The organism is Curtobacterium sp. Leaf183 (assembly GCF_001424385.1).
In the GTDB taxonomy this organism is placed as follows: domain Bacteria; phylum Actinomycetota; class Actinomycetes; order Actinomycetales; family Microbacteriaceae; genus Curtobacterium.
This window is the reverse complement of the sequence record NZ_LMPO01000008.1, coordinates 890247-903882: the sequence shown is the minus strand read 5'-3', so window position 1 is coordinate 903882 and position 13636 is coordinate 890247. Positions and strand designations below refer to the sequence as shown.

The following is a 13636-nucleotide window of genomic DNA, read 5'->3' as shown; positions in this document are numbered from 1 at the left end:
TGATCGGCACGCCTGGTGAGGGCGTCCTCACGACGGTACCCGCACGGCGGCGCGGCAGACTGCCCCCCGGTGTCACCAAACCGAGGGTCAGACCCGGTCGTCGCGCTGGCGGGAATGCCACGACGTGCGCTACGTTGTACTCGTCAGTTCGATGCAAACGCATAGAACGCAGTCCGGTGCAGACGCGCGGGACACAGGCGCAGGAGGCGACCACCATGCAGTTCGGGATCTTCACGGTCAGCGACGTCACGACCGACCCCACGACAGGCACCACGCCGGACGACACCCGACGCGTCCGTGACATCCTGACGATCGCCGAGCACGCCGACCAGGCCGGCCTCGACGTCTTCGCGACCGGTGAGCACCACAACCCGCCGTTCGTGGCCTCGAGCCCGACGACGATGCTCGGGTACCTGGCCGGTCGGACGAAGCACATCACGCTGTCGACCAGCACGACGCTCATCACGACGAACGACCCGGTGCGCATCGCCGAGGAGTACGCGATGCTCCAGGTCATCTCCGACGGCCGCATGGACGTCATGATGGGCCGCGGCAACACCGGCCCGGTCTACCCGTGGTTCGGGCAGGACATCCGCCAGGGCGTCAACCTGGCGATCGAGAACTACGCGCTCGTCCGCCAGCTCTGGGAGAACGAGGTCGTCGACTGGCAGGGCCGCTTCCGCACCCCGCTGCAGGGCTTCACGTCGACGCCGCGCCCGCTCGACGGTGTCGCGCCCTTCGTCTGGCACGGGTCCATCCGCACGCCGGAGATCGCGGAACAGGCCGCCTACTACGGCGACGGGTTCCTGCACAACAACATCTTCTGGCCGATCCAGCACACCGAGCAGATGGTGTCCCTGTACCGCCAGCGGTACGAGCACCACGGCCACGGCAGCGCCGACCAGGCGATCGTCGGGCTCGGCGGGCAGTTCTTCGCACGGAAGAACTCCCAGGCCGCGAAGGACGAATTCCGCCCGTACTTCGACAACGCCCCGGTCTACGGCCACGGCCCGACCATGGAGGACTTCACCGCGCAGACCCCGCTGACGGTCGGCTCCCCGCAGGAGGTCATCGACCGGTACGCCACGATGAAGGACCACGTCGGGCACTACCAGCGCCAGCTGTTCCTGGTCGACCACGCCGGTCTGCCGCTCAAGACGGTCCTCGAGCAGATCGACATCCTGGCCGAGGACATCGTCCCCGAGCTCCGCAAGATCAACGAGGAGGGCCGTCCGGCCCACGTGCCGAGCAACCCGCCGAGCCACGCCGAACGGGTCGCCGCCGCCCGCGCAGCGGGTGCGGTCGGCAGCGACCACGTCGCCGCCGTCGACGAGTTCACCGGAGCGTCGGTCTGATCCGACGACCGTGACGCGACGGGAGGCCCGGTGCCAGCTGGCACCGGGCCTCCCGTCGCGTCGGTTGTCACCCACACCGCGCGACATGGGAAGCGGAATCGCGCACGGGTGGTCGGAAGAACCGCCTACCCACGCGCGATTCGACCTTCTACGCGCGATTCGACCGGGTGGGGCTGGGATTGGGGGAGGGGGGTCAGGCGCGGGGCGCCGGCGGGCGCGCCGGCAGCAGCTTCAGCCCGACCACACACCCGACGATCCCCGCGATGAAGACCAGGCGGAGCACCGTGACCGGTTCCGCCCCGGTCGCCATCCCCCACAGCACTGTCAGCGCTGCGCCCGTGCCTGTCCACACGGCGTAGGCGGTGCTGATCGGGATGTGCTTGAGGACGTACGCGAACGCCACCAGGCTGATCGCGATCGTGACGGCGAAGAGCAGGGTCGGGCCGAGTTCTGTGAACCCGTCGCTCGCGCCGAGGGCGGTCGCCCACACCGTCTCGAGCGTGGCGCTGACGAACAGCACGATCCAGGGCACCTCAGCTCACCACCTTGAGGCCGATGACACAGGCGACGAGCCCGAGCACGAGGCCGATGCGGGCGACGGACGCCGCCTCTTGTCGACGGACCACGGCGACGAGGACCGTCAGCGAGGCGCCGATCCCGACCCACACCGCGTAGGCGGTGCCGACCGGGATTGCGGTCATCGCGAACGCCAGGCCGACCATGCTCAGCGCCATGCCGGCGACGAAGACGATCGACGGCACCACCTTCTTGAAGCCGTTCGACGCGCCGAGTGCGGTGGCCCACACCGCTTCCAGCACGCCGGACAGGACCAGGACGACCCAGGCCATGACGTTCCTCCTTCGATCACGAGCGTTCCCGCACGACTGTGCGACAACGACCAGACCAGTTCTAGCACGATGTCGCACAGTCGTGCCACAATGATCGGGTGGCTCGCAGCATGGACGTCGACGAACGCCGCAGGACCGTGTCCGAGGCGGCCTGTCGGGTGCTCGCGCGGGACGGGCTCGGTGCGCTGAGCGTCCGGAACGTCGCGGCGGAGGCCGGGCTCGCGCCGAGCACGGTCCGCTACACCTTCCCGACCCAGGCCAGCGTCCGCGAGCACGCCCTGACGCTCGTCTTCGACGGCACCGCCGCCCGGGTGGACGCCCTGCCCACCGGCCTCGCCGGCGTCGACTACGCGCACGCGGTGCTCGTCGAGCTGCTGCCCCTCGACGAAGAACGCCGCATCGAGCTCGACGTGTACCTGGCACTCGGCACCGCGGCTCTGACGGACACCGAGCTCCGGCCGTTCCACGACCGGGTCGTCGCGGACATGCAGGACCTGTGCGGTCGGGTCCTCCGCGCGGTGGGGGTGGCGAGCGCCGACATGGAGTACGAGGCCTGCCGGCTCCACGCGCTGGTCGACGGCCTCGCGATGCAGGTCGTCCGGCTGCCGCCCGGTGCTGACACGGGGTGGGCGATCGACCTGCTCGACCGGCACGTCGCCGCGCTCGCCGGACACTGACGCCACCTATCCTGTCCCGGTGACGACGCGCACCACCACCACGCCGCCGCAGCAGCAGCGCAGCCGGACCCTGACCGGCCCCGGGCTCGTGCTGCTCGCCGTCGTCGTGCTGCTCGGCATCCGGCTCGTCACCCCGTCCGTCGGGAACGCCGGGCTCCCCGACGTGGTGCAGGACTTCCTGACCCTGGCGATCAGCGTCGTCGTCGAGTCCCTGCCGTTCGTGGTGCTCGGCATCGTGCTGTCGATCGTCGTCGAGGTCTGGGTCCCGCAGGGGGCGCTCGAGCGCGTCCTGCCGAGCAGGCCGATGCCGCGACGCGCAGTGATCTCGCTGATCGGCATGCTGTTCCCGGTGTGCGAGTGCGGCAACGTCCCGCTCGCCCGCGGCCTGATGCTCCGCGGGTTCACCCCCGCCGAGGCCGTCACGTTCCTGGTCGCGGCGCCGATCCTCAACCCGCTCGTCATCGTCAGCACCGCCCAGGCCTTCGGCTGGTCCGGCTGGATCCTGCCCGTCCGCATCGTCGGCGGGTTCGTCGTGGCGAACCTGGTCGGGTGGATCGTGGCGGCGCACCGTCGCCCGGCCGACCTGCTGCTCCCCGCGTTCGAGGCCCGGTGCCGCGCTGCCGTCGGCGCCGTCGCACCGCGGAACCGTTGGCGGGAGAGCGCGGCGCAGTTCGGCGGCGAGACCGCGACGATGATGCCCGCCCTGTTCGTCGGCGCGGGGCTCGCGGCGGCGATCCAGGTCGCGGTGCCGCGCAGCACCCTCGTCGCGATCGGCAGCAACCCCGTGCTCTCCGTCCTGGCGATGATGCTCCTGGCGATGACGGTGTCGCTGTGCTCGAACGTCGACGCGTTCTTCGCGCTGTCGTTCGCCTCGACGTTCCTGCCCGGGGCGATCACGGCGTTCCTCATCATCGGGCCGATCATCGACGTGAAGATGATCGCGCTCCTCCGGACGACCTTCCGCACGCGCTTCCTGGTGCTGCTGAGCGTCGTCTGCGTCCTGTTCGCCGCTGCCGTGGGGTTGGTGATGAATGTCCTCGTCTGACACCGGACACCCGTCCGACACGGGACACCCGTCCGACACGGGAGACCCGTCCGACACCGGACACCCGTCCGACACGGGACACCCGTCCGACACCGAGCACACCCGGCGCGGACCGGCGCTGCTCGGCCTCGGGTCCGTGCTGGCCGTCGCGCTCTGCACGCTCTGGCTCGCCGTCTCCGGGCACCTCGACCTGTACATCAACCCGCGATACTCGCTGTTCACGGTGGTGCTCGCCGTCGTCGCGGTCCCGGCGTCCGTTGCAGGACTGCTCGTCGTGGCGCGGGGGGCGGGCCACACCCACGACTACGCCGGACCGGACGACGCATCGCCGACCCGGGCCGCAGGGGCCTCCCGCGCGGCTCGGGCCTTGCTCGGCGGCCTCGCGGCGCTGGCCACGATCGGCGTCACCGCGGCCATGCTCGTCCTGCCGCCGACGACGCTCTCCGCCCGCACGGCGCAGCAGCGGAGCGTCGACTCCGCCACGCTGTCGAACGCGACGGGCTCGGACACCCCGGTGTCGCTCCTGGGCAGCGGGTCCGTTGACACGTCGGGCTACGGCGTCAAGGACTGGGCGGCGGTCATCCGGCAGACGACCGACACCAGCTCGCTGGTCGGCAAGCGGGTGGAGCTGACGGGGTTCGTGGTGCCGGGCCAGGGGGACTCGTTCACCCTGACTCGGTTCGTCATCAGCTGCTGCGCCGTCGACGCACAGCCCGTCGGGCTCGGGGTGTCGACCGACGGCACCGTCCCGGCGGAGAACCGGTGGGTCAGGGTCACCGGTGCCCTGGCGGCCAACCCGGACCAGTCCTCCGACGTCCGGATCGTCATCCGTGCCGCCTCGGTCACGACCATCGCGCAGCCGGACGACCCCTATGAGTACTGAGCGTCGTCCCGTCGCCACCCGGTTCCGCCGCCGCTTCGTCGCCGTGGTCCTGGTGCTCGTCGTCGTGGCCGCGCTCGCCGCGGTCGTCGGGTCGCAGCAGGGCCCGCGGCTCAGGGCGGTGTCGTACGACGCGTCCGGCATCGTGTCGCGTCCGGCCCAGCGGGTGATCATCACGGCGAACCAGGCCCTGCAGCGCGTCACCGCGAGCGACGTGCGGGTGAGCCCGGCCGCCGCGCACACCGTGACGTCGAGCGGCAACACGGTCGCGGTCGAGTTCTCCGGGCCGCTCGAGTACGACCGCGACTACACGGTGACGGTGACCGATGCGCGGGCACCCGGACAGGCCGCGACGGCGGACCTCCGCGCCACGATCCGCACGGGCAGCACCGACGTCCTCGCGCTGGTCCCGGCGTCCGACGGCGGGGACGACCGGATCGTGCGGCGGTCGCTCGACGCGTCGGGTGCGACGACGGTGTACCGCGGCGAGGGCATCACCGGGTACGTCCGGCTCAGCCGCGCCCTGGTGGTCATGCGGGACAGCGCGGTCGGCGACTCGCGGATCGACATCGTGCCGCTGCGGAACGGCGTCGAGGACCGGGACGCCCCCGTCGAGCACCTCACGATGCCGAGCAGCCGCGGGTCGGCGTCGGCGCTGCACGCGTCGGACGACGGCGCCTCGTTCGGGTTCCAGTACGCCGACACCGCGACCGGGCAGTCCCGCGATGTCGGGCTGTACGTCGTCGACATGACGGGGACGCACCTGCCGCAGCCGATCGCGGCCGACGGCAAGCCGACCACGGGTGCCGTGCCGATGACCGTGACCCAGTGGGCGTACGTCCCACGCACCGAGAGCGCTCTGGTGCGGACGGGCAACGACGAGCTGTTCCTCGTCGACATGAGCGGACGGGTCGACGCCGTTCGGCTCGGCTCCGCGACCTACCTGCACGGCTTCGTCGGCACGGGCACCACGGCCGTGGTCGAGTCGGGGACCGGCATCCAGCGAGTCGACCTGACGGACGGCAAGCGGACGGCGATCACCGCGCCGGCGGGCAGCACCGACGCGGCGTACCTCGGTCGCATCGCCCAGCTGACGGACGAGACGTACCTGCGCACGGTGGGCTCGGTCCGCTCCGACGGCACCATCGCCAGCCGCATCGTGCGCGTCGACGGCACCAGGGCCTCCCGGCTGCCCGTCTCGATCCCGGACGACGCGACCCTGACGGCCGTCTGCCCGTCCCCGAACGGTCAGTTCGTCGCCCTCGAGACGAAGTCGAGCGGCGCCTCGCTGGTCAGCGTGGTCGACGCGAAAAGCGGCGCGCTCGAGGCGTCGCTCGCCGGCGAGGACGTCGACTGGTGCGGCGCCCTGCCGAGCGGCGACGAGGTCGGCTAGCGTCAGAGGCGTGCATCAGGCCTTCGTGGAGCGGTGGGTGACGGGGTGGGCGCGGTCCCGGAGCATGCCCGTCCAGCGGGACGGCGAGGGCTGGCGCGTCGTCGTCGGCGCCGAGACACGGCACGAGGAGTTCGTCGTCGCGGAGCCCACGCCGACCGAGGCCGTCCGGCTCGCGCGCGTGGTCGAGCCGCGCTTCACCAGCTGGCTGACCGTCGTGGGTGGGATCGAGCCGCAGGCGCTCGCCGCGTTCGCCCGGCTGGACCGCGTCGCCCGCGTCGAGACCGTCATGGAGGCCCGGCTCGCGTCCGTCCCGCTGCCGTCGGACCTGCTCGTGGAACCGTCCCCGGCGGGTGACGTCGCGCACGTCCGCGTGGTGCTCGACGGGGCGGTCGCCGCGCGGGGACAGGTCGCCGTCGTGGGGCGCGACGCGGTGTTCGACAAGATCGAGACGGACCCGGCGTTCCGACGACGGGGCCTCGGGCGGCGGGTCGTCGACGGGCTCACCGCGTGGTCCGTCTCCCAGGGCGCGGACATCGGGCTGCTGCTCGCGTCGGAGCAGGGCCGCGCGCTGTACCGGTCGGCGGGGTGGCGGGACGTGGCTCCCGCGGTCACGTTCCGCGGCTTCCCCTGACGACCACGGACGAACGGGAGGCCCGGTGCCAGCTGGCACCGGGCCTCCCGTGTCCGTCGCGGGAGCGACGCGGAGCGGTCGCTACGCGAGCGTCGCGGCGTCGATTACGAAGCGGTAGCGCACGTCGGAGGACAGCACGCGCTCGTAGGCCTCGTTGACCTGGTCGGCGCTGATGAGCTCGGTCTCCGGCAGGATGTCGTGCTCGGCGCAGAAGTCGAGCATCTCCTGGGTCTCGGCGATGCCGCCGATGGCCGAACCGGCCCAGCTCAGGCGGCGCGGGATCAGCGCGAACGCCGGCACGTCGAGGGGCTCGGGTGGGGCGCCCACGTTGACGAGCGTGCCGTCGACCTTGAGCAGACCGAGGTAGGCCTGCATGTCGAGCTTCGCCGACACCGTGTTGATGATGAGCTCGAACGAGTTGGCGAGCTGCTCGAAGGTGTCGGCGTCCTTGGTGGCGTAGTGGGCCTTCGCGCCGTAGCGCAGCGAGTCGGCTTCCTTCGACGTGGTCTGCGACAGGACGGTGACCTCGGCGCCGAGCGCGACGGCGATCTTGACGGCCATGTGTCCCAGGCCGCCCATGCCGATCACGGCGACCTTCGTGCCGGGGCCGGCCTTCCAGTGGTGCAGCGGCGAGTAGGTCGTGATGCCGGCGCAGAGCAGCGGCGCGACCTTCTCGATGTCGAGCGACTCGGGGACGCGCAGGACGAAGTCCTGGTCCACGACGACGGCCTGGGAGTAGCCGCCCTGCGTGGTCGAGCCGTCCACGTCGACACTCGCGTAGGTGCCGATGTTGCCCTTGAGGCAGTACTGCTCCTGGCCGGCGAGGCACTGCTCGCACTCGCCGCAGGAGTTCACCATGCAGCCGACGCCGACACGGTCGCCGACCTGGTGCTTGGTCACGTTCGCGCCGACCTCGGTGACGTGGCCGACGATCTCGTGGCCGACGACCTGCGGGTACTCGATGGGGCCCCACTCGCCGCGGACGGTGTGGATGTCCGAGTGGCAGATGCCGGCGTAGGCGATGTCGATCATGACGTCGTCCGGGCCGACGTCACGACGGGTGATGGTGGTCTTGACGAGCGGCTCGGTGGCAGACGGGGCCGCGTACGCGTTGACGGTTCGCAATGGTCTCCTCGTGGGGATGCGGGTGGGGTCGGATCCGACCCTCGTCCATCTTCCTGGAGCGCTCCCTCGTGTGGGGGGCTCCATCAGGGCACCCCGGAGTGGGGTGCCCGTGTCTCGGTCCCATTCGCGCACCCGCTTTGGTGGTGTCTCCGGTCGGTCGTACCGTTGAGACCACACCGGGTCGACACCGAATCCGTCGCCACGATGCCGTCCGCGTCCTGCGGATCCATGGCACAGCGGAACGACACGGTCAGCAAGGGGCTTCACCGCTCATGAAGGGCTGTCCCATGACCGCCACAGCACTCCTGCCCGCCCACGAATGGCACCGCCGCGGCCTGCGCTCGCCGGCCGAGATCACCGCACTCGTCGAAGCCCGGCTCGTCCACTTCATGGACGTCGACGAGCCCACGTACGCTGACTTCCTCGGCGAGCCCGTCCTCTGACGATCGAGTCGGAGCCCGCGCGGCTCTGCGCTAGCTCTTCGGAGCGCGGGAGAAGAACAGCGTCAACACCCCGAGCGCGATCGCCGCGACGATCAGCACCCACGCCAGAGCGCCGAACAGGCCGTCCAGCGGACTGATCAGCAGGACGACGCCCGCCACCAGCAGCACCGCCGCCCCGATCAGGACGGGCACGTGCGGTCGGCGGATCCAGGTACGTGCCATGCGTCTGAGCCTACGCTCAGCGGCTGTGTTCGACGCGGGCCGACAACCGTCGCCCCGCGATCCGCACGAACCGCAGCGGATCGGTCATGGCGTCCCCGGGCTCGCCCGTCGTCTGCGTCGCGATGACCGTCAACGAGGCCGCCGCGGCGAAGGCGTCCACCGGGGCGTCGACCTCGCCGGCGACGAGCATCGTCGGCCGATCGGCAGCCATGGCGAGCACGACCGAGGGCACCTTCCCTGCCGCCGACTGTCCGTCGTAGCGGCCCTCGCCCGTGACCACGACGTCGGCGTCCGCGATCGCGTCCGGCAGCCCGAGCACCCCGGCGACGGCCGATGCGCCACCCGCGAGCGTCGCGCCCCACACCAGCAGTCCGAACCCCGCCCCGCCCGCGGCGCCGGCACCGGGGAGGTCGGGGTCGACATCCGGGAACCGTGCGGCCCACCGCGCCAGGCGGTCCTCGTGGACGGCGACGCGGTCCGGGGTCACGCCCTTCTGCGGTCCGAAGACCGCGGCGGCGCCCGACGGCCCCAGCAGCGGCGAGGTCACGTCGGTCAGCACGGTGACGCCGAGCGGTGGGAGTGGTCGGAGCCCGGTCGTGTCGATCGGGTGGTCACCGGCGGCGTCGAGCAGTGATCCGCCCGCCGGCGCATCGTCGAGCGACAGCCCCAGGGCCCTGAGCAGTCCCGCACCGCCGTCGGTCGAGGCGCTCCCGCCGATGCCGAGCACGAGCCCCGTCGCTCCGGCGTCGAGCGCGGCTACGATCGCCTCGCCGAACCCGGTGGTCTGCGCCCGGTCCGGCTCGAGCGTCGTCAGCAATGGGAGGCCGCTCATCGCGGCGAGCTCGACGACCGCCCGGCCGTCCGGCAGTGACAGCCACCACGTGTCGACCGGGTCGCCGGCCGGCCCGGTGACGGTGACCGGGACATGTCGGGCGTCGGGGAAGGCCGTGGCGAACGCGGTGAGCGTCCCCTCGCCGCCGTCCGCCATCGGCACCAGGGTCAGGACGTCGTCGGGTCGTCCCTCGGCCCAGCCCTCGGCGATCGCGGTGGCGACGGCCGCGGCGGTGGCGGTCCCCTTGAACGAGTCCGGAGCGATCACGACGTGCACGGCACCACGCTAGCGGGCCGGATGCACATGACCGGCGTTCCCGGCTGCGCTGGCCTCAGCGACTGCAGGTTCCGCCGCCGCGATGACGGATCCGGTCGACGATCCCCGGTCTCGGCCGACCGGATTCGTCACGCGGCGGATCGGACTCGAGCCGCGCGCTGGCCGTCACATCGGGATCGCGAAGCGCGGATGCGGCACCCCTCCCGTGGCCAGGTCGGCGAGCATCTCCCCGAGCAGGGGCGCGAACTTGAAGCCGTGCCCCGACGAGCCCGTCGCCACCGTGACCGGTCCGCGCCGGTCGAGCACGAAGTCTTCGGTGGGCGAGTTGTCGTACAGGCAGCTGATGAGGTCGGGGGACGACGCGTCGACGCCGGGGACGAACCGCGCGACGTACTCCTGCAGTCGCAGGACCTGGTCCGGCACGGGTGCGAGGTCGCGATGGTCGGGGTCGACGACGGGACCGGTGCCGTGGAAGCCGACCTTGACGCCCTCACCCGGTGTGAGCAGGCCGTACACGTCCGGTCCGTCGAGCTGCCAGTGCACGAAGCTCGGCCACGCGCCGTCCGGCAGGTTGCTGGGGAAGTGGGCGGGCTGCTCCTGGGTGACACGGAGCGCCGGGAGGCCCGACCCGCGTCGGGCGAACAGGTCGCCGACCACGGCGGGGGCCCACGACCCGACCGCCGCGACCACGCTGGTGGCGGTGACGGACGTGTTGCCGTCCGGACCGTCGAGGGTCAGCGTGACGGTGTTCCCGTGGTCCTCGACGCTGGTGACCCGGGTGTGGAACCGCAGCTCGGCGCCGTCTTCCTCGGCGAGGTCGAGGAGCGCCTCGATTGCGTCCGCCGAGCGGATGCGTCCGGCCGACGGGTGCGTCAGCACGGAGCCCTCGAACGCCAGGCCCGGCCAGCGCGCTGCCGCCTGCTCCGGGGTGAGGCGCTCGTGGTCGATGTCCGCGGCGGTCAGGGCTGCGTCGATGGCGGCGATCTGCTCGGGGCGGCCGTGGTCGACGGCGCCGGTCAGGTCGAGCAGCGTGCGACCACTCGCGGCTTCGAGGTCGCGCCAGGCGTCGAAGGCCTGCTGACACAGCGCGACGTACTCGGCGTCGGCGTAGCCCATGCGGAAGATGCGGCTCGCGCCGTGCGACGAGCCCCGGTCGTGCCCGCGGGCGAACTGCTCCACGAGCAGGACCCGGTCGCCCCGCGCGGCGAGCGCTCGCGCGGTGGCTGCCCCGATGACGCCCGCGCCGATGACGACGTGGTCATGGCGTGTGTGCATCCGGCGATGCTACCCGGCGCGACGTCCAGCGCCGGCGGTCGGCAGGCTTCCAGCGGAGCAGATCGCAGCGACGGACGCGACGACGACGGCTCGCCTGCGGGCTGGACCGAGCCTGTCCGTCAGCTCCGTGTACTCGGGCATGGCGCCGCTCCAGAGCGCCGACGCGTGGATGACGATCCCCAGGAGCTCCACGGCCGAGAACGCGGACGAGACCAGACCGGCCCGTTGCGCGTCCTCGATCGCCTGCAGCTTGCCCGCGTTGCTCCGGACCACCGCGTCGATCGGGGCATGCGCATCGCCCCGTTCGAGCCGGTACCAGGTCGCCAGGCGCTGCACCCACGGTCGGCGCGCGTACGAGTCATGCAGACGGCCGGCGTACTCGGGGAGGTCGGCTGCGTCGATCGCCACGTCGTCCAGGGTCTCCACGACCATCGCGTCGAAGACCGCGTCGAACAGGCCGTCCTTGCTCCCGAAGTAGTGGTAGATCTGCGCCTTGTTGCTGACCGCAGCCGAAGCGATCCGATCGACCCGCGCTCCGGCGATCCCCACCGCCGCGAACTCGTCGCGAGCGGCGACGAGCAACCTGGCGCGCGTTGCGTCGGCGTCGCGTGGCATCGTCATGCACGCAGCGTATCAACCATCTGGTTGACAATTGCACGGAGGAGGAGTTCACTAACGTCAACCAATCAGTTAGTTAGTTGACTCGAAGAGAGCTGGAACACCATGTCCGTCATCCTCGTCACGGGAGCCTCACGAGGGCTCGGACGTTCCGTCGTCACCGCAGCGCTCGCCGCCGGGCACCAGGTGGTCGCCGGTGCCCGCCGCCCGGGCAGCCTCGACGACCTCGTCGCCGACCACGCGGCCGCACTCCTGCCGGTCGCGCTCGACGTCACCGATCCCGCGGCAGCGAGTGCCGCTGTCCGGGCCGCAGTCAACCGTTTCGGCCGGCTCGACGTCCTGGTCAACAACGCCGGCTACGCGAACCTCGCGAGCATCGAGGACGCCGACCCGGACGACTTCCGCGCTCAGGTCGAGACCAACCTGTTCGGCGTCGTGTCCCTCAGCCGCGAGGCCGTCCACGTCATGCGCGAGCAGGGTTCCGGGCACATCGTGCAGGTGTCCTCCGTCGGCGGGAGGTTGTCGACTCCGGGGCTCGGGGCCTACCAGGCGGCGAAGTGGGCCGTCGGCGGGTTCTCGGCCGTCCTGGCCCAGGAAGTCGGGCCGCTCGGGATCCGCGTGACTGTCCTCGAGCCCGGGGGCATGCGGACCGACTGGGCGGGTACCTCGATGCGCGTCGCACCGGTCCGCCCGGAGTACCAGGCAACAGTCGGTGCCTCCGCTCGCATGCACGGGGGCGACAGCATCGGCGCCAGCGATCCCGACCTCGTCGCCGAGCTCGTGCTGCGGGTCATCGCCATGGAAGCGCCGCCGCTCCGCCTGCTCGTCGGCCCGGACGCCTTCGAGCACGCGACCGCCGCGGGCCGAGCGCTCCTCGCCGCGGACGAGCGCCATGAAGCACTCAGCCGCTCGACGCAGGCGCTCGACGTGACGCCCGAGCAGCTGGACCCGCTGGCGCACGCCTCGATCGGGGGTGCGCCGGATCCGGAGTGAGCGGGGCGGATCGCACCGGACGGCGCCACGGGTGGATCGGCAGGTCCTCGATGTCGGCACGCGGATGCGGTAGGAACGGGAGCGTGATGGACCGTGCGGCCCTGGCCGACTTCCTGCGTCTCCGCCGTGATGCGCTGCAGCCGGAGGACGTCGGGCTGCCGCGCGGGCAACGCCGCCGGACCGAGGGGCTGCGGCGGGAGGAGGTCGCCGTGCTCTGCAGCATGTCGACCGACTACTACGCGCGACTCGAGCGCGGCACGGGGCCACACCCGTCCGAGCAGATGACGGCAGCGATCGCGCAGGGGCTGCACCTGTCGATCGACGAACGCGACCACCTGTTCCGGCTCGCCGGACACCACCCGCCCGCGCGGGGGACCACGAGCGAGCACGTCGGTCCGGGGATGCTCCGGATCCTCGACCGGCTGGTGGACACCCCTGCGGAGATCGTGACGGAACTCGGCGAGACGCTCCGGCAGACCCCGCTCGGACGGGCACTGACCGGGGACGCTGCGCAGCGCTCCGGACCGGCTCGGAGCCTGGGCTACCGGTGGTTCACGGACCCGGAGGCGCAGGCCGCGTACCCGCCGGAGGAACGGCTCCTGCTGTCCCGCGTCTACGCCGCCGGGCTCCGCGAGGTCGTGACCCTGCGCGGTCCGGGGTCCCACGCGGCGTCCCTGGTCAACGCCCTCCGGGACGACGCAGCGTTCCGCGCGGTGTGGGACCGACACGAGGTCGGCATCCGGCCGCCCGAGGTCAAGCGGTTCCTGCACCCCGTGGTCGGTGCGCTCGAACTGGCGTGTCAGACGCTCCTCGACACGGAGCAGTCCCACCGGATGCTCGTCTACACGGCCGTGCCCGGCAGTCGGAGTCACGAACGGCTGCAGCTGCTCGCCGTGGTGGGGTCGCAGGACATGGCCGCTGTCGGGGACGCCCCGGGGAGCCACTGACCGACAGGTCCTGGATGCGGCCGAGGCGGAGCCGGACCATGGGGACACGCACCCGTCGTCCCCGGAAGGACACCCC

The 13636-nt window shown here is 71.9% G+C and carries 16 protein-coding genes; 9 read left to right on the top strand and 7 right to left on the bottom strand.

All coding sequences use genetic code 11. The features are described from left to right. The first annotated feature begins 215 nt into the window (after positions 1-215). On the top strand, positions 216-1355 hold the full coding sequence (locus ASG04_RS10600; RefSeq protein ID WP_056124028.1) for a CE1758 family FMN-dependent luciferase-like monooxygenase: 1140 nt from the start codon (positions 216-218) through the stop codon (positions 1353-1355). Between the two features lie 193 nt (positions 1356-1548). On the opposite strand, the gene ASG04_RS10595 is transcribed toward ASG04_RS10600, so the two are convergent. Both ASG04_RS10595 and ASG04_RS10590 read right to left on the bottom strand, forming a co-directional pair. Further along, on the bottom strand, positions 1549-1887 hold the full coding sequence (locus tag ASG04_RS10595; RefSeq protein ID WP_056123530.1) for a DMT family transporter: 339 nt from the start codon (positions 1885-1887) through the stop codon (positions 1549-1551). A 1-nt stretch (position 1888) separates the two neighbouring features. Further along, the gene (locus ASG04_RS10590; protein WP_056123527.1) at positions 1889-2203 is read right to left on the bottom strand and encodes a DMT family transporter; all 315 of its coding nucleotides are present in this window, start codon (positions 2201-2203) and stop codon (positions 1889-1891) included. A 98-nt stretch (positions 2204-2301) separates the two neighbouring features. Between ASG04_RS10590 and ASG04_RS10585 the strand changes: the two genes are divergently transcribed. The 5 genes from ASG04_RS10585 to ASG04_RS10565 are packed head-to-tail and all read left to right on the top strand — an operon-like array spanning position 2302 to position 6829. Beyond that, positions 2302-2880, top strand: coding sequence for a TetR/AcrR family transcriptional regulator (locus ASG04_RS10585; RefSeq protein ID WP_056123525.1), 579 nt, complete (start codon positions 2302-2304; stop codon positions 2878-2880). Positions 2881-2899: 19 nt separating this feature from the next. Continuing rightward, positions 2900-3925, top strand: a complete 1026-nt coding sequence (locus tag ASG04_RS10580) for a permease (RefSeq protein WP_056123522.1) — start codon at positions 2900-2902, stop codon at positions 3923-3925. Further along, positions 3912-4808 (top strand): TIGR03943 family putative permease subunit, encoded by an 897-nt coding sequence (locus tag ASG04_RS10575; protein WP_056123519.1) that lies wholly within the window; start codon positions 3912-3914, stop codon positions 4806-4808. The genes ASG04_RS10580 and ASG04_RS10575 overlap by 14 nt, the downstream gene beginning before the upstream one ends. After that, entirely contained in the window at positions 4798-6198 is a 1401-nt protein-coding gene (locus tag ASG04_RS10570) for a hypothetical protein (protein WP_056123516.1), read from the top strand. The genes ASG04_RS10575 and ASG04_RS10570 overlap by 11 nt, the downstream gene beginning before the upstream one ends. Positions 6199-6208: 10 nt before the next feature. Then, on the top strand, positions 6209-6829 hold the full coding sequence (locus ASG04_RS10565) for a GNAT family N-acetyltransferase (protein ID WP_156463620.1): 621 nt from the start codon (positions 6209-6211) through the stop codon (positions 6827-6829). Between the two features lie 81 nt (positions 6830-6910). Here ASG04_RS10565 and ASG04_RS10560 read toward each other — a convergent pair whose 3' ends face one another. Then, the gene (locus ASG04_RS10560; RefSeq protein WP_056123512.1) at positions 6911-7954 is read right to left on the bottom strand and encodes an NAD(P)-dependent alcohol dehydrogenase; all 1044 of its coding nucleotides are present in this window, start codon (positions 7952-7954) and stop codon (positions 6911-6913) included. Between the two features lie 287 nt (positions 7955-8241). Between ASG04_RS10560 and ASG04_RS17460 the strand changes: the two genes are divergently transcribed. Continuing rightward, positions 8242-8397, top strand: coding sequence for a hypothetical protein (locus ASG04_RS17460; RefSeq protein ID WP_156463619.1), 156 nt, complete (start codon positions 8242-8244; stop codon positions 8395-8397). Between the two features lie 30 nt (positions 8398-8427). Here the strand turns inward: ASG04_RS17460 and ASG04_RS10555 are convergent, their stop codons facing one another. The 4 genes from ASG04_RS10555 to ASG04_RS10540 all read right to left on the bottom strand — a co-directional run bounded on the left by ASG04_RS10555 (position 8428) and on the right by ASG04_RS10540 (position 11623). Continuing rightward, on the bottom strand, positions 8428-8619 hold the full coding sequence (locus tag ASG04_RS10555) for a hypothetical protein (protein ID WP_056123509.1): 192 nt from the start codon (positions 8617-8619) through the stop codon (positions 8428-8430). Between the two features lie 16 nt (positions 8620-8635). Beyond that, the gene (locus tag ASG04_RS10550; RefSeq protein ID WP_056123505.1) at positions 8636-9727 is read right to left on the bottom strand and encodes a glycerate kinase; all 1092 of its coding nucleotides are present in this window, start codon (positions 9725-9727) and stop codon (positions 8636-8638) included. Positions 9728-9892: 165 nt separating this feature from the next. Then, entirely contained in the window at positions 9893-11002 is a 1110-nt protein-coding gene (locus tag ASG04_RS10545) for an FAD-dependent oxidoreductase (protein WP_056123503.1), read from the bottom strand. 9 nt (positions 11003-11011) lie between these two features. Then, complete coding sequence (locus ASG04_RS10540; protein WP_200938454.1) at positions 11012-11623, bottom strand: TetR family transcriptional regulator; 612 nt, start codon at positions 11621-11623, stop codon at positions 11012-11014. 102 nt (positions 11624-11725) lie between these two features. Between ASG04_RS10540 and ASG04_RS10535 the strand changes: the two genes are divergently transcribed. After that, complete coding sequence (locus tag ASG04_RS10535; RefSeq protein WP_056123500.1) at positions 11726-12613, top strand: SDR family NAD(P)-dependent oxidoreductase; 888 nt, start codon at positions 11726-11728, stop codon at positions 12611-12613. A gap of 83 nt (positions 12614-12696) precedes the next feature. After that, on the top strand, positions 12697-13560 hold the full coding sequence (locus ASG04_RS10530) for a helix-turn-helix transcriptional regulator (protein WP_056123496.1): 864 nt from the start codon (positions 12697-12699) through the stop codon (positions 13558-13560). Positions 13561-13636 lie beyond the last annotated feature (76 nt).